At 45.1% G+C, this 15,560-nt stretch carries 13 protein-coding genes; 2 read left to right on the forward strand and 11 right to left on the reverse strand.

What is annotated here, in order from left to right:
• Positions 1-21 precede the first annotated feature (21 nt).
• Positions 22-1,182, reverse strand: a complete 1,161-nt coding sequence (locus D829_RS0110175; RefSeq protein ID WP_017688782.1) for a leucine-rich repeat domain-containing protein — start codon at positions 1,180-1,182, stop codon at positions 22-24.
• A gap of 166 nt (positions 1,183-1,348) precedes the next feature.
• Here D829_RS0110175 and D829_RS0110180 point away from each other — a divergent pair, with 166 nt between their 5' ends.
• On the forward strand, positions 1,349-1,807 hold the full coding sequence (locus D829_RS0110180; protein ID WP_017688783.1) for a GyrI-like domain-containing protein: 459 nt from the start codon (positions 1,349-1,351) through the stop codon (positions 1,805-1,807).
• An 85-nt stretch (positions 1,808-1,892) separates the two neighbouring features.
• Here the strand turns inward: D829_RS0110180 and D829_RS0110185 are convergent, their stop codons facing one another.
• The 3 genes from D829_RS0110185 to D829_RS0110195 form a co-directional block, all read right to left on the reverse strand.
• Entirely contained in the window at positions 1,893-3,137 is a 1,245-nt protein-coding gene (locus D829_RS0110185) for an aminopeptidase (RefSeq protein ID WP_017688784.1), read from the reverse strand.
• A 115-nt stretch (positions 3,138-3,252) separates the two neighbouring features.
• A complete protein-coding gene (locus tag D829_RS0110190; RefSeq protein WP_051153929.1) occupies positions 3,253-4,794 on the reverse strand; it encodes an acyl--CoA ligase in 1,542 nt (513 codons plus the stop codon).
• Positions 4,795-5,112: 318 nt separating this feature from the next.
• Entirely contained in the window at positions 5,113-6,117 is a 1,005-nt protein-coding gene (locus D829_RS0110195; protein WP_017688786.1) for an aldo/keto reductase, read from the reverse strand.
• A gap of 201 nt (positions 6,118-6,318) precedes the next feature.
• On the opposite strand from D829_RS0110195, the gene D829_RS30795 reads away from it, so the two are divergent.
• Positions 6,319-7,164 (forward strand): AraC family transcriptional regulator, encoded by an 846-nt coding sequence (locus tag D829_RS30795; protein ID WP_017688787.1) that lies wholly within the window; start codon positions 6,319-6,321, stop codon positions 7,162-7,164.
• A gap of 69 nt (positions 7,165-7,233) precedes the next feature.
• Here D829_RS30795 and D829_RS0110205 read toward each other — a convergent pair whose 3' ends face one another.
• The 7 genes from D829_RS0110205 to D829_RS0110235 form a co-directional block, all read right to left on the reverse strand.
• The gene (locus D829_RS0110205; protein ID WP_017688788.1) at positions 7,234-7,632 is read right to left on the reverse strand and encodes an Asp23/Gls24 family envelope stress response protein; all 399 of its coding nucleotides are present in this window, start codon (positions 7,630-7,632) and stop codon (positions 7,234-7,236) included.
• Between the two features lie 29 nt (positions 7,633-7,661).
• Entirely contained in the window at positions 7,662-8,741 is a 1,080-nt protein-coding gene (locus tag D829_RS0110210) for an AI-2E family transporter (protein WP_017688789.1), read from the reverse strand.
• 35 nt (positions 8,742-8,776) lie between these two features.
• Complete coding sequence (locus tag D829_RS0110215; protein ID WP_017688790.1) at positions 8,777-10,234, reverse strand: HAMP domain-containing sensor histidine kinase; 1,458 nt, start codon at positions 10,232-10,234, stop codon at positions 8,777-8,779.
• A complete protein-coding gene (locus tag D829_RS0110220) occupies positions 10,212-10,919 on the reverse strand; it encodes a response regulator transcription factor (RefSeq protein WP_017688791.1) in 708 nt (235 codons plus the stop codon). The genes D829_RS0110215 and D829_RS0110220 overlap by 23 nt, the downstream gene beginning before the upstream one ends.
• A 234-nt stretch (positions 10,920-11,153) precedes the next feature.
• A complete protein-coding gene (locus D829_RS0110225) occupies positions 11,154-12,599 on the reverse strand; it encodes a 4-hydroxyphenylacetate 3-hydroxylase N-terminal domain-containing protein (RefSeq protein ID WP_017688792.1) in 1,446 nt (481 codons plus the stop codon).
• Positions 12,600-12,772: 173 nt separating this feature from the next.
• Positions 12,773-14,731 (reverse strand): ABC transporter permease, encoded by a 1,959-nt coding sequence (locus D829_RS0110230; RefSeq protein WP_017688793.1) that lies wholly within the window; start codon positions 14,729-14,731, stop codon positions 12,773-12,775.
• A complete protein-coding gene (locus D829_RS0110235) occupies positions 14,706-15,476 on the reverse strand; it encodes an ABC transporter ATP-binding protein (protein WP_017688794.1) in 771 nt (256 codons plus the stop codon). Before D829_RS0110235 ends, D829_RS0110230 begins: the two co-directional genes overlap by 26 nt.
• Between the last annotated feature and the right edge of the window lie 84 nt (positions 15,477-15,560).

The raw sequence follows: 15,560 nt of genomic DNA on the forward strand, positions 1-15,560 counted from the left end.
AAAAGCCACGATCTCGTGGCTTTAATACGTTTCATAGATCAACGTATCCAACATGTGAAATTCATCGTCAAACTCCGCATATATGTACAGTCGACCAGCAGGTGTATCCCCCGCATCATAACCCAATCGGAAATATTGATCTCCCTGAAATTCTGCATCAGCCAAAATCAATGCATTTATATTTTCGTCAGGATGAGCCTCGGCAATGGTTCTAAGCGCCTGCTCACCAAGCATGTCCCACCGTTTCCACGTCTCTTCCATATATGGGGATAAGGCTTCCATCTCTGTCTTGGTTGAAACCTGTGCAGTGACTACCAGTTCTTTATCCTGAATAAGTAAGCTCATCTGATAGTTGGACATCGAGACGTCATACTGAAAGACACCCATCCCCTGAACTTCATGATTGGATTCAAAAATCAGATTGTCTGCATATTGCAGTCTCTCCAGCTTGGGATTAGCGCTATAATCCAACTCGGTTAATTTGTTCTCGGAACAGTACAACTCTCTTAGTTGTACGTTATGGCGAATATCCAGCTTGCTAATATGGTTGTTAAAACAACGGACACTCTCCAAAACCATATTTGAACGAAAGTCCAACTGTTTGATATGGTTGTGGTTACAACGAAGTTCAATCAAGTTTGGACAACCGGTTACATCAAGTTCCAACATGTAATTGTTGGCGCAATCAAGTCGCCGCAGTTGCTTATTGTGTTCAAGTTCAAGTGAGAAAAGAGCGTTATAACTGCAACTAAGTTCCTCCAACTGCTCAAGGGGTTCCGAAGCCAGCTCCGACAACATATTCCAATGACACTCCACCGTTATAAGTTTGGAATTATGAGAAAGATCCAATCTGCGAAGTCGATTAAAACTGCAATCCAGCACCTGCAATTCCGAATTGGAGCGGAGGTCCAGTGTAAGAAGCTGATTCTCTCTGCAACGTAATATCTTCAGCTTGTGATTCTGAGTAAGATCCAGAACGGTCAATTGATTATAGGCACAATCCAACTCTTGAAGAGCCCTGAAATACTCGATTCCATCAAGATTGCTAATATTATGATTGGAAAGTTGCAATATCTCAACCTCATGAACGTCACTTTCCTGGATGAAATCCCGCTGATTACAAAAACGATCCAACACAACTTGCCTGAAACGTTCATCCGTGAAAGCATAAGTAATATCCATGTCTAACGCCTCCTCCTCTCGTTTTGCTCTATTGGAACAGTCTTCCAACATATTAACACTATTCTATGAGTTTCGTCGCCGGGATTCAACAATTACCTGAGCAAATTCTTTTATACCATGTTAGCATCCAACATGTAAGAGAAATCATACAGAGAGGAAGATTTTCATGGAAATGGTTATCGAAAACCTCCCGTCATATCGTATCGCCTATGTTCGACAAGTCGGTCCTTACGGTCCAGCCAATGCTCAAGCGATGAATACGCTAAAACAATGGGCAGACAAAAACCAACTGCTTCATGAATCAGCAATTTTATTCGGTATTCCACAAGATGACCCAACTACCACACCGCCCGAAAAATGTAGATATGATGCCTGTATTGTTATCACAGAATCTGAACGTCTGGAAGATGAGTTTGTTGAGATTGGCGAGTTATCAGGCGGAGATTATCTCATCTGTAAGGTGAAGCACACCGCAGAAGATATTCAGCAGGCATGGAATGTGATCATCCCTCATTTACAAACAAGTGGTTATCAGATGGACAACAAGCCGGTTATAGAACGATATCGTTGGGAACTGCTTAATCAGCATTGGTGCGAAATATGTGTGCCTGTGAGACCTGTGTAATTCATGTTACGAGGAAAAAAAAGTGACTTCAAATTGAAGTCACTTTCTCGTTCAGCACTATTACTGCTACTAACTAGATTAGAAATTAAAATGCCCAGTTGCCTTTACGGAATACCGGCTCGATTGTACCATCCTGTAACTCACCATCGATATCCAGTTCAGCGGAACCGATCATGAAATCAACGTGAGTCAAGCTCACATTGCACTCATGCTTCAGTAACTCTTCGTTCGACATCGTTGTGCCATCTTTCATGTTGAATGGATACGCACTTCCCACAGCCAAATGACAAGATGCATTTTCATCAATACCCGTATTGTAGAAAATTCGATTCAGGTTGGAGATCGGGGAGTCATGTGGTACGAGTGCGACCTCACCCAGATAACGTGCTCCTTCATCGGTGGCAAACAGGTTCTTCAGATGCTCTTCACCGGATGCAGCCGTAAACGCTACAACCTGTCCGTCCTTAAATGTAATTCTCATCTGGTCTACCAGTTGCCCGTTCAGGTTCAAAGGCATGGTGCTGCTAACATACCCATTGACTCCGCTGCGCTTAGGCATGGTGAATACTTCTTCAGTCGGCATATTGGCGACCGTGTATACACCTTGTTTATTTTCGCTACCACCGCCACCCCAGATGTGGTTGTGGACCAATTCAATTTTCAAGTCTGTACCTGGCGCACGGTAATGCAGGCTCTTATAGTTCTTTTTATTCAGCAAGTCTCCCATTGCAGTTAAGGTATCAAGATGCTTTCTCCAATTTTGCACGGCGTCTCCGCCATCCACACGGTTCATTTTGAAGATGGTTTCCCACATCACGTTAATTCGGTCTTCTTCCGCGATGTCGGCAAATACTTTGTTCGCCCAAGCCTTGGTCGGTGCTTTGATCAGACACCAGCTAATTTCATGGTTGCGTGTATATTTAGCATATCCGCGACGTGCGTGTGCAGCTGCCTTGGTAGCACGGGACACGCTGTCGGAGTCAATTCCGTTATACAGTTCTGGATCTGGAACTTTGATCGTCAGGGTAGCGCCGCCTGCTTCCGCAAACTTTTCCATCATATCCGCTTTCCACGCTGGATAATAGTCGAAGCTGTCATTGGAACCATGTTCAAAACGACTGCGGGTAATGTTATCGTCATCGAAGTCCACCTGTACATAGTTTGCACCAGCCGCATAGGCTTTTTGCACAATCAGACGTGTGAATTCAAGCGTTTTGATTGGAGCAGTAACGAGCAGATCCTGTCCTTTTTGAATATTCACGCCAACTTTAACAACTAGTTCTGCGTATTGTTCCAATGACTTTTCAAAGGTTTGTTCAAATTGACTCATGGTTGTGTTCACTCCTGTTTCATATATTGTACGAACGCTATCGCTTCTGCAGAATCGATTCCTTCTCTTTCACTACGCAGGCTTAATATCTAAAATTTCATCTATACAAAATGATCTAACCATTACGTTTTTCTTGTTCGCGCAGTTCGATCCGGCGGATTTTACCTGAGTTGGTCTTTGGCAGATCCGTAACAAATTCGATCTTACGTGGATATTTGTAAGGTGCTGTGATTTCTTTGACATGGTGCTGCAATTCACGCATCAGTTCTGGTGAAGCCAGTGAATCGTCTCTCAACACGACAAAAGCTTTGACAATATTGCCACGGATCTCATCCGGACTCGCAACCACCGCACATTCCTTCACACTGGCGTGTTTCATGAGTGCTTCTTCCACCTCGAATGGTCCAATCGTGTAGCCCGAACTGATGATGATGTCGTCACTGCGACCTTCAAACCAGAAGTAACCTTCTTCGTCTTTGCGTGCACGGTCCCCTGTTACAAAATAATCGCCACGCTGACTCGCTTCCTTCCGTCCCTCATCCTGATAATAGGACCGGAACAAAGCTGGCATCTCTTTGTGTACCGCGATATCTCCTACTTCTCCCGGAGGAACAGGTTGTCCCTCATCGTCAATAATTTCAATCAATCCAGGTGTAATCGACTGACCCATCGAGCCAATACGTACAGGCGCATCTTTGAGACTGCCGATTAACAACGTGCTCTCGGTCTGTCCATATCCGTCTCGAATAGTCAGGTCAAAGTGACGCTGGAAGATTTCAATGACTTCCTGATTGAGCGGTTCACCCGCTGAAACAGCACTGCGCAGATGAGACAGGTCATAATGTCCAAGATCATCGGCTTTGGCCATCAACCGATACTCCGTTGGTGTACAGCAAAGGACATTAATCTGATGTTCCTGCATCAACTCCAGGTAACGCTTGGGCTGGAATGATCCATTGTAGACCAGTCCTGTTGCGCCTCTTCCGAGTACCGACAGGAACGGGCTCCAGATCCATTTTTGCCAGCCAGGTGCAGCCGTTGCCCATACCGTATCCGAAGGTTGAATATCCAGCCATAATGAAGAAGCGATCCGCAGGTGGGCATATCCCCAACCGTGGCTATGTACAACGCCTTTGGGATTACCAGTTGTGCCCGAAGTATAAGCAAGAATAGCCGTATCATCACGGTGAGTTTCCACCGCAGTCATCTCGTCAGGTTGATTCTGCATTAACTCATGCACATTGACCCAGCCTTCGGCAGGTACGTCAAATTCACCATTCGGTGATGCCACGATGCGATGTGCCAGTGACGGCAGATCCGCGTCCATCTTTTCTACTTCTGAGGTCGTCTCGGACCATACAATAACAGCCCGCGCCTCAGAGTGACGCAGACGATATTCCAGATCTTTTGCCCGTAACATCTCGGAGGAAGGAATAACGGCAATCCCCAGTTTCAGACAAGCAATATAAATGACATAGGCAATAATACGGCGTGGTACCATGACCAACACCCGATCACCCTTCTCTAGTCCAAGTTCACGCAGACCTCCAGCAAGACGATTCGCCTGCTTGAACAGATCACCATATGTGATCTCTTCCAATTCTCGTTGATCGCTGAGCCATCTAAGTGCAATCCGGTCTGATGGATGATTCTCCATCTCGGATGTCAGGTTATAGCTTTCAGGCGAAATCCACTGTTCAAAGTTCAAATGGAGCCTCTCCTTCGTAGTTCAATTGTAAAGCTTCTATATATTATACCCTAAATCCTAGGACCAGGTGCTATGAACTAGGTTCATTCTGAAAAAATAAACATAGGTCAATTAATGAACTATTATAATAGATCTTACCCTATAAAGAAAATGACATATAAAAAAATGGCACCAACCTGGTCATCAGGAAGGCGCCATTTTATTTTAATTTTTATATTACCATAATCTTTTTCTAACTATAATTTTCACACAGCTATACTGTGTATGTTACCACGGATAATTACCCATGCCGTCCAAAATGCTTTCGATCTCATTCAACTCTTCTGTTGTCAGATCCGGTGCCTGAAGGGCAGCCACGTTTTCTTCGATCTGGGACACACGGCTTGCACCAATCAATGCAGAAGTTACACGGTTACCGCGCAAGATCCAGTTCAAAGCCAGTTGGGAGATCGTTTGACCTCTTCGCTCGGCAACCGCCTGAAGCGCGTCGAACTTGGCAATCCGTTCGTCTGTGTATGCTTCTTTTTTCAAATTGCCTGTTGGATTGGCTCGTTCTTCCTTGATCTTGTCGACATATTTATTCGTCAGCTGACCGCGGCCGAGTGGACAGAATGCAATTGAACCTACGCCCTGCTCATCCAGTACGTCCTGCAAACCGTCTTCAATCCAGCGATTCAGCATCGAGTAGTTTGGTTGATGAACCAGACATGGCGTACCCAGACGACGGAGAATGGTTACCGCTTCTTGCGTCTGTTCTGCATTATAATTGGACAAGCCCACATACAGAGCTTTACCTTGCCGTACGATATGATCCAGCGCCGTCATCGTTTCTTCCAATGGCGTGTCCGGATCTGGACGGTGATGATAGAAAATGTCCACATAATCCAGTCCCATCCGACCAAGACTTTGATCCAGACTGGCAATCAGGTTTTTGCGGGAGCCCCACTCGCCGTAAGGTCCATTCCACATATGGTAACCTGCCTTCGAGGAGATGAGCAGTTCATCCCGGTAAGGACGCAGATGTTTTTCATAAATCACACCAAAGTTCTCTTCCGCTGATCCTGGAGGTGGACCATAGTTATTCGCCAGATCGAAATGGTTAATTCCGAGGTCAAAGGCACGCAAAATCATTTCTTCCTGAATATCCAATGTACGGTTGCCACCAAAGTTCTGCCATAAACCCAGCGCAATTTGCGGCAGTCTGATTCCGGATTTGCCGGAACGTACATATTTCATCTCATCATATCGTTGTTCACTCGCAGTATAGGGCATCGTTATTCTCACTTTCCTGTAAGGTTTGTTGAATTCCTTTTCATCTTAGACATTTCTCTGCCTAAACGATATGGCATTTCACTTTGAACATATGGAATAATGATTGTTATCTATATATACTAATGTTAAATTCTTAATCTTTTCAGATATGTAGTATGTTAAAATGCAAGATGAGACGAAATCACACAGGAGTGAATACCCTTGATTACGTATATGTTCAAGAACAATCATTTTCAGGAGCTTCAGCTCCTTCATTATGGCACGGAAGCCTGTACACCAGGTCATCACTATGGCCCTGCCATGCGAGACTATTACAAAATTCATTATATTTTGAATGGCAAAGGTACCTTCGAAGTCGGTGGTAAAACCTACTCCCTGCACAAAGGTCAAGGTTTTCTAATCGTTCCGCATTCTGTTGTTCATTACAAGGCAGATCAGGATGACCCATGGGAATACAGCTGGGTTGCTTTTCAAGGCAGCAATAGCCAATCCTTTTTACAGCAAGCATGTCTGTCCGAGCATCACCCGATTTTTGAGCTGGGCAATGAGGATGACGAGATGCGATCCTGCCTGCACCGAATGATCAATTCCCGCAATACTCACAAAGGCTGGGAGATTAACATGACTGGTTTGTTGTATCAATTCTTCTCCATTTTGATTGATCAGGCCAACTCCGAGCATCTTCAACCCATGCCGGATTATTCGAAGGAAACGTACGTTACGCAGGTAATGGACTTCATTGAAATGAACTATGCCAATGCCATTACCGTTCAATCCATTGCGTCCCATGTCGGTTTGCAGCGCAGTTACCTGTGCTCTCTCTTCAAGGACCAGATGGGAAGCAGCATCCAGTCGTATCTGGTTCATTACCGGATGCGCAGGGCAGCCGAATTGACCCTTGATCCCGGTCTGACCATTGGTGATATTGCCCGTTCTGTGGGTTATACGGATCAATTGCTTTTCTCCAAAATGTTCAAAAAAGTGATGGGCGAAGCGCCCACCTACTACCGCAAACATAAAACAGCACCCTCCCAGTTAAGTTGCTAATTGGGAAGGTGCTGTTTTTGCCAATCGTTTATCCTTACAATCGTTATTCCTTACATTCTTTTCATTGGTTTATACCGTTTCCGGAATGGATATGCCAACAACTTGCACTTTAATTTCATCGACCATAACGCCAGCTAATTGTTCTACAGCCTGTTGAACATTATGTTGAAGTTCACGGCAGACCTCGTGCATCTTGTTGCCATATTGAATGTTGATGCGCAGCTGGATGGTTGCCTGATCGTCTTTGACGTGTACGTCAATCCCTTTTTGCAGACTCTTGCCGCTGATACTCTTGGCAATGCCTTCAGTCAATCCAACGGACATGGAGGTTACGCCCGCCGTTGATTGAGCCGCCATCCCCACGATCTTGGATAACACATCGTTCGAGATGTGAATGGTACCCATTTGAACAGATTGAGGTGCGATATATTCAGGTTCATTGTATGGTTTTTCGATAATTTCAGACATGTGCTCCACTCCTTCGAATAATTTAGATTCTATGCATTCTGCCATTTGTCCTTGAAGAACAAGTTATAGATTCGAACCAAAAGAATTTTAACGATCATATAAACCGGAATAATAATCAGGATGGCAATAATTCCACCCAAGTCGCCTGCACCCAACACCAGAATGATGGTTGTGAGCGGGTGAATATCGAGCTTTTTGCCGAATACGTACGGTGCAACAAGGTTGTCCTGAATCTGCTGAGCGACGAGAATAATAATCAGAGACCAGATCGCAACCGATGGTGATACCACGAGACCCATGATGACAATAGGGACGGACGACACAATCGCTCCAATAAACGGAACAAAGTTCATGATGACCGCAATCACCGTGAGCAGTAATGCGTATGGCAGTCCAATAATCAAGAAACCGATATACATCAGTACACCCAGTGCGAGATTCACCAAAACTCTTCCCACAATAAAGCCACTTAGCGCCTGATCGATCTCAATTACGACTTCACGGCTGTCATTTTGGAAACGTTTTGGAGCAATATGTGCCAATTTACGGCCAAATTTCTCGCCTTGTAACAGCATATAGAACAAAAGAATCGGTAGTGTAAACAAGATGATCGCAAAACTGGAAACAAGTGAGAAAAATCCACTTACGTAGTTGGTCACAAAGTTAAATCCTTTGTTGATATACTCCGTGATCTGAGAGAAAGGTGTCGAGCCCTCAGGGAACAAGGCTTGAATGGCACCATTTTGCTCCAGCTCTCTCAGCTGTTCACTTAATGAATTGATTAGATTCGGTGCGTTATCGACCAGATTGAACAGCTGTTCACGTAACGATGGCCATAAACCAATGATGAAGAACACTCCCAGAATAGCAATAACCAGATAGATTAGCAAAATACTTAGCGTGCGATTTATTTTCTTTTTCTCCATATAATTCACAAGCGGCCTTAGCAGATAATAAAAGAACACCGACAACATCATCGGCACGGTAATGACCGTGATCATGGTGACGAGCGGCTGAAAGATGAAGCTTACACGTGATAATAAATAGATATTAACCAATATCAGCGTCAGTGCAATACTGAACCGGACAAACGTATTTGCTTTGAACAAAATATTCCCCTCCACATGGACATTTCTTCTCTTATTTAATTTGGAATCTCAATGGTAAACACGGTGGTCTCTCGCCCACGCCGGGAAAGGATCAGCCGTCCGCCCATTTTCTCCGTATTACGTCGTGCGATGGACAAACCAAGTCCGGTGCCTCCGGTCGCTGTCCGCGCCTCATCCCCTCGTACAAACGGGTCAAAGATCGTTGACCACAGTTCTTGTGGTATGCCCACTCCGTTATCTGCCACCTCTATCACCACATGGGTATCCAACGGAATGAGTTCCACGCGCAGTTCTGTCCCGAGCGGATTGTACGATAAGGCATTGGTGATTAGATTCTGGATGACTCTGGATAGCAGCTCCGGATCATACCTCGCATAAATCTCCTGATCAGGAACAAGTACATGAAGCACAAACTGTTTCTGTTCAATCTCCCCATAGGTATCTGCCATAATCTCGCGCACGAATTCTCCAATTTCTCTTCTCTCAATCTGCATGCGGAAATCAGGCGAATCCACCTTGAGCAGCTCCAGCATATTCTGTATCATGCGTGCAACTTGAACGGACTTGTTATAGATGTATCCCAGGTATCTTTGCTGCCTGTCCTTGTCCTCTCCACGTCCTTCCACCAATGCCTGCGCATATCCCTGTATAGATGTTATCGGTGTCTTCAGATCATGTGATAAGTCTACAATCAGTCGCTGTTTACTCTCTTCGGCGTAACGTTTCTCCGCAGAGGTGTTCTCAATGACGTCCGCCATGTAGTTGAAGGTCTCACCAATCTGGACAAATTCCCTCTCGGCTGAGATCGACATCCGTGTACTATAATTTCCCTGTATCATCTGCGTAAGACCCGAGGAGAGGATGCTGAGTGGTTTTTTGATTCTCCGTGCGACCCAGTAGCTGTAGACAAAGATCAATAATAAAACCAAACCGATGCCAATCATAATGTAAAAGGATAATGGATGTTTCAGATTGGTAATCAACTGATTATCATTAATTCGCACGCTGACCAGATCACGCGGGATTTTGAGCAATACATACGCTGCCGCTCCTTCTGTCGAGAGAGGAGTGATCGAATAATAGTATTCCTGGTCACTCCGATTTTCCAGTCCATCATACAGATCGGCTTCACTGTATTGGGTGAACGCATCTTGCTTGTCTCCCACATGATGAATGACGTTGCGATTCGCATCCAGAATCTCAATCCAGCCACCGCTGTCCTTGAGACGTTGAATCTCTGTGTCTTTGCCTTTCGACACCGAACCTCCACCGGAATAAAATTCGTTCTCCAGCTCTTCCACATACACGTGGGCTTCAACATTCAGATTCAGATCAACCACCTGATCCGAAATGCGAAAATCCACGACATCCAGTGAAACCATAAGGTACACAATCAATACCAGTAACAGCAAAAAGAAGTTGAACAGCAAGAAGTCCAGTGTCAGAGATGTCTGTAACAGTCGCTTTTCTCTAGCTTTCCATGGGCGCTTCAATTTTGTATCCCAGTCCCCTTATCGTTTTGAGATATTCCGGTTGTCTGGAGTCACGCTCAATCTTCTCCCGAATGTTGCTGATATGTACCATAATAGTGCTGTCCTCGTGCGCATAATAATCGCCCCAGACCGCTTCGTATATTTTTTTACGAGTGAACACTCGGCCAGGTTGATCAAGCAACAATTCCATAATTTTATACTCTGTAGAGGTCAATGTTACAGGATTTCCTGAACGAAAAAGGATACATTGGGATCGATCCAGCGTCAGATCACCTAATACGAGATTCTGTTCTTTCTCTACAGGGACCTCCGCTGCATCAAATTGATTGACTCTTCTGAGCAACGCCTCTACTCTGGCGACAATCTCAAGCGGGTTGAATGGCTTCGCTATATAATCATCTGCCCCAAGTCCCAGTCCAAGGATTTTATCGTGATCCTGACTTTTGGCGGATAGGAACAGTACAGGCATGTGATGTGTGGCTCTCATCTGTTTGATCAACTGCAATCCATCCATTACAGGCATCATGATGTCCAGTATGACCAGATCGATCTGTGTTGAACGTATGCATAGTAATGCCTCGGCTCCATTCACCGCAGTTTTAATGGTATAGTCCTTCTCCAGATATAGTTGAAGCAGTTCAACAATCTCTGGTTCGTCATCTGCAATTAATACGGTGTATCTCATGATATTCCTCTCATTTCCTATACTCTATGCCTATCTCTACATTATTACTATATACTACGTCTCTTAATTCAACCTAAATCATTTCTAAAGATAATCTAAATAAATAGAAATAGAGCCCTGGCTCAGGCCAAGGCATTAACTAAAATAGGGCTGTTTTCAGCCTACATTCCAGCTTTTCGTTCTTCATTCAGGCTTTTCAATCTTCATTCGGACCATTTGTATTAGATCATCAGATCAGTCCTTAAGCGAACGTAGCCACGGCTCAACTTTCCCCAATAAGCGTTCCTTGTCATACTGCACATATTGGTTGGCCCGATTGCGCACAGGATCACCCGCGTAGAAACGTTCATATAGATCATGCCTTGCTCCGAGTGGACTTCCTGTCAGCTCCCATGCGAGTTGAAAGAGTCGAATCTTCTCCGGGGCTTGCATCGTTACTCCACCAAGATATTTGCCCATCATGGAACCCATCATTTCATTCATCTCAAACGTACCTGAAGGAATCTGAATCAGACCACCCGCAGCAATGGTCTTCAAAATCTCCACCGCGCGGGGATAATAGCGATTGCCCAGATTACGTGCGGTTTCAATATATTTGAATTCCGGCAACCAGTTGCCAAATGCGTCCGGCTTGGACTGTGCTTCAGCAGCAATAATCAGTCCCTCGATGGTCTGCATCTGACTGATCAGCTCTCCGAGTTGTTCCTGCACATTCAGGAAAGAGTCCACCCCAATCTCCTTGGCAATGGATGAGGTCACGGCTGTAATGAATTCCAGTTTCGAGTGTAATCGAATCACACTCTGATGGTAGGCCAGACTGGCCGAAGCTGTATTGCAGCGAATCTGCCATACGGCTTCAGGGTTATTGTGCAGTAATACACGTTCCCAGGGTACAAATACATCGTCAAAAAATAATACGGCATCCATCTCATCATACTGCGCACTGAGTGGATGTGATTTATCTGTATCTTTTGTGGCAAAAGATTCACGACACATCATATGCAAGCCCGGACTGTCCGCGGCTACAATTACCATATGGGCCAGCTCTGGCAGGTGGCCCGGAATTCGTTGAACGGGGTAAGCAATGATATCATCCGCATAAGGCGCTGCTGTTGCCACCATTTTGGCCCCGCGGATCACAACGCCCTCTGTATTCCTTATGACAATTCGCAGCATGGCATCCTCATCTTCTCCAACAGGCAAGGAACGGTTAATCTGCGGGTCACGCTGAACAATTGTCAGGAATGCATCGTTTCGTTTGGCTTGTGCAAAATAATCCGATATTTTCTCTGCAAATGCCGGGTCATGTGCTGTCATCTCATGTCGTGTTGCATACCAACCCGTCAGCCGGGATCGGGCATAATCAGACAATCGGCTCATCACCCCATACGTCCGATCGGCCCATAGCCGAAAAGCATCCGCCCTGCTCTTCACGTCAAGAACTGAACGAGGCACAAGAAAAGAGCGATGCACGTTAATTCCCGTCTGTTCATCCCAATAGGCCATGGTTTCCCTTGTCTCCGGGTCATCCACCAGATTGAACAATCCTTCTATGGTTTGAAGTGTTCCCTGAAAGGCCTGATGCCCAGTTACGTGGATACGCTCTCCGTCCAGCCATACATTCCGCTCATCATTCAAACGTTGAATGTAAGCTTGTCCACGAGACATCGTGATGCTCATGATATGTCCTCCCTCTCAGGCATCTGCCTGACATTTCTGTAACCCCATCCTTCTAACTGCTTGAGAAACCATGTAATGATACAATATGTATCTAACGAAATAGTACTGTGCCTGGGATAGAAAAGTCAACAGACACCGAGCGATGAGTCCGGTGTCTGTTGGGCCATGCTATTTTAGACTAATTTGGAATACATGTGACGCAGATACCGCCAGCGCACGAGTGCAAAATACAAAATCTGCATGGAAGCAAACACCAAGAAAATGCGCAGGCTGTATCCAAAGACCGAGAAATCAACCAGTTGCTGCAACGCTACAAAGGCAACCGAACTGTGGATGACCGCCACCAGAATCGGCAGGAAGAACATAAGCAATAGCTGCCTTGTTACGATCTTGCGGAGTTCGGGACGACTCAGTCCCATTTTGCCAATCATGCGATACTGCGCTTCATCCCGTTCTAGATCTGCGTAGAGTCTGAAATACGTGAAGCTTGCTGCAAAGGTGAAGAAAACAATGCCAATCAGACCACTCAAGATCAGAATGATCCCGTTTGTTTGTTTGGAATTAAGCCAGTCCACCACAAGCGCGCTGGTCTCGAAATAACCTCGATCAGATCTATCATTTTGAATGGATTGAATTAATTCAGGAGCGAAGCTGCGTGTACTCATCCAATCTTTTACGATAAATTGAGTCGTTCGCATGGAATAGAAATCTTCAGGCATCCCCACTTCCTCGTTATACGCCGGTCTCAACTTCTCAAACAATTCGTTGGTTACGACGTAGAGATTAATTTCATTTTGAAAAGGAATCACAATATCGGTACCAGGTGTCGATAGCTGAACAGGTACGCGCCGATTATCAATCTCCAGATTGACCTCTGTCCCTGAGAATCCTTGTTCGGCCTGATCACGGTACTTCTTACGAACCGCCAAATTACTTGGTGTCATAAATGACTCATCGATCTGTTTCAACGTGCGTTCCTCATACCCGAGTGCCTTCGCCAGACGATTATAATCACTTAGCTTGATAATATTTCCATTATTATTTTCATAGAGCGGAGCATAACTACCTTTGACATAGGGAACTTCATGATCAATCAACGTTTCTTCAATCTGCCGAATATGTCGCTCGGAGTCGGGAGTATCCCATGAATTCATATAGCTGAATGCATACGGATTCGACATGGACGACAACCCCGGGTCAGCAATCGCGAGCATGGTGCCAATTCCCGTGAATGAAGAAGCCGAGATGATACTTACCATGAAAAACATGATGGCGTTATCTTTCATTCGATAGGTAAGTTCAGATAGGAATAGCAGATTGGTTTTACGGAAAAACAACCTTGGATTTCTCTTCAGTGCCCGAATGATGTATACACTGAGCTGTGTGAACAGAAAGTACGTACCTGCAATAACAACCACGACACTTGCAAGCAATAACGGAAAGGAGAAGCTTATCCATACAAAAGTGAATACTCCTGCATAACCCCCGCCAATCAACAATACCGATAATAATGCGAGTAGACGTGATGCTTTGGGTTCCGGTTTCGGTTTTTCCTCTGATTTCACAAGGTCAATGAGAGTTCCTTTGCGGATGAGCAAGGATGATGACATCGCGATCACAACAAACAGCAGCAGAAATGCACCAGCCGTCAGGGCAATGCCTTTCAGCGGAAAATAGAATCGAAGGCTGTTCTCAACAGCCAGCATGGAGCCACAGATCAGCAGGATCAATTTGCCGAAAATAATTCCGAGTCCGATACCGGTAATAATGGAAGCTAATCCGATACACATGTTCTCCATAAACAGAAGCCGATTCATCTGTTTACGTGTCATGCCAATGATCAGGAAAATACCAAATTCCTTCTTGCGCGTCTTCAGAAATGAACCAACGGAGTAGAGCAGGAACAGGAATGAAAAGATGAATATAATGATCTCTGCAATCACAAACCCCTGATTCGCAAGCAACGTAACCGTACCACTTGATCCCTTTAACCCCGCTTTCAAATCAGGATGGAACAGGAGCAATGCGTAAGTAAAAAAGATCATAACGGAAAATGTACTGCTCAGAAAATGAGCCAGATAAATTCGTTTGTTGCGAACAACGTTATTAATGGCGAACTGGCGAAAATTCATGTCCTGAACCTCCCATTAGGGATAACACATTAATAATCTTCTGGTAAAAAGCTGCGCGATTATCGCCGTAGTGAATTTCATTATACAGTTTGCCATCCTTGATAAAGACAACCCGACTGCAATAACTTGCAGCTACTGCATCATGGGTAACCAGCAGCATCGTAGCCTGATCCTCCTGATTGCGAGTTTCGAGAATCTCCATTACATCTCTTGCCGCCTTCGAATCAAGGTTGCCTGTTGGCTCATCGGCCAGAATCAACTTCGGGGAATGGATAAGCGCTCTGGCTATGGCCGTACGCTGCGCCTGTCCTCCTGAGATCTCATATGTACGCTTGTTCAGAATACTCTCGATTCCCAACTTGCTTGCCAGTTGTTCGACACGTGTGTTCATCTCTGCTAGCGAAACGCCGTCAAGAGTGAGTGGCAGCACAATGTTTTCCTTAACTGTCAGGGTATTTAACAGATTGAACGATTGAAAAACGAATCCAAGCTCTTTGCGCCGAAACAGCGCGAGTTCGTCCTGATTCAATTCAAACGGATTCTTCCCTGCAATCCGAAGTTCGCCTGATGTTGGGTGATCAATGGTTGAGATCATGTTCAGCAGTGTTGTTTTGCCACTACCCGATGATCCCATGATGCCAACAAACTCACCTTCCTGAATACTGAGGTCAATCCCTGATAACGCTTCATACGATACGATGCCTTTGTAGATTTTACTGATCTGTTTCACAGAACATATCTCCATGGTTACAACTCCTTAGTGATGTAATAATTCAAAATAAAGTTACTTTCAAGCTGTGTGCATGTTTATTGTGCGTGGCCTTTCCTG

Source organism: Paenibacillus sp. PAMC 26794 (genome assembly GCF_000316035.1).
Taxonomy (GTDB): domain Bacteria; phylum Bacillota; class Bacilli; order Paenibacillales; family Paenibacillaceae; genus Paenibacillus.

Excerpts from the sequence above, each read along its gene's own strand:
- D829_RS0110175 (WP_017688782.1), bottom strand. The coding sequence starts at position 1,182 with ATGGATATTACTTATGCTTTCACGGATGAACGTTTCAGGCAAGTTGTG.
- D829_RS0110180 (WP_017688783.1), top strand. The coding sequence starts at position 1,349 with ATGGAAATGGTTATCGAAAACCTCCCGTCATATCGTATCGCCTATGTT.
- D829_RS0110185 (WP_017688784.1), bottom strand. The coding sequence starts at position 3,137 with ATGAGTCAATTTGAACAAACCTTTGAAAAGTCATTGGAACAATACGCA.
- D829_RS0110190 (WP_051153929.1), bottom strand. The coding sequence starts at position 4,794 with ATGGAGAATCATCCATCAGACCGGATTGCACTTAGATGGCTCAGCGAT.
- D829_RS0110195 (WP_017688786.1), bottom strand. The coding sequence starts at position 6,117 with ATGCCCTATACTGCGAGTGAACAACGATATGATGAGATGAAATATGTA.
- D829_RS0110205 (WP_017688788.1), bottom strand. The coding sequence starts at position 7,632 with ATGTCTGAAATTATCGAAAAACCATACAATGAACCTGAATATATCGCA.
- D829_RS0110220 (WP_017688791.1), bottom strand. The coding sequence starts at position 10,919 with ATGAGATACACCGTATTAATTGCAGATGACGAACCAGAGATTGTTGAA.
- D829_RS0110225 (WP_017688792.1), bottom strand. The coding sequence starts at position 12,599 with ATGAGCATCACGATGTCTCGTGGACAAGCTTACATTCAACGTTTGAAT.
- D829_RS0110230 (WP_017688793.1), bottom strand. The coding sequence starts at position 14,731 with ATGAATTTTCGCCAGTTCGCCATTAATAACGTTGTTCGCAACAAACGA.
- D829_RS0110235 (WP_017688794.1), bottom strand. The coding sequence starts at position 15,476 with ATGGAGATATGTTCTGTGAAACAGATCAGTAAAATCTACAAAGGCATC.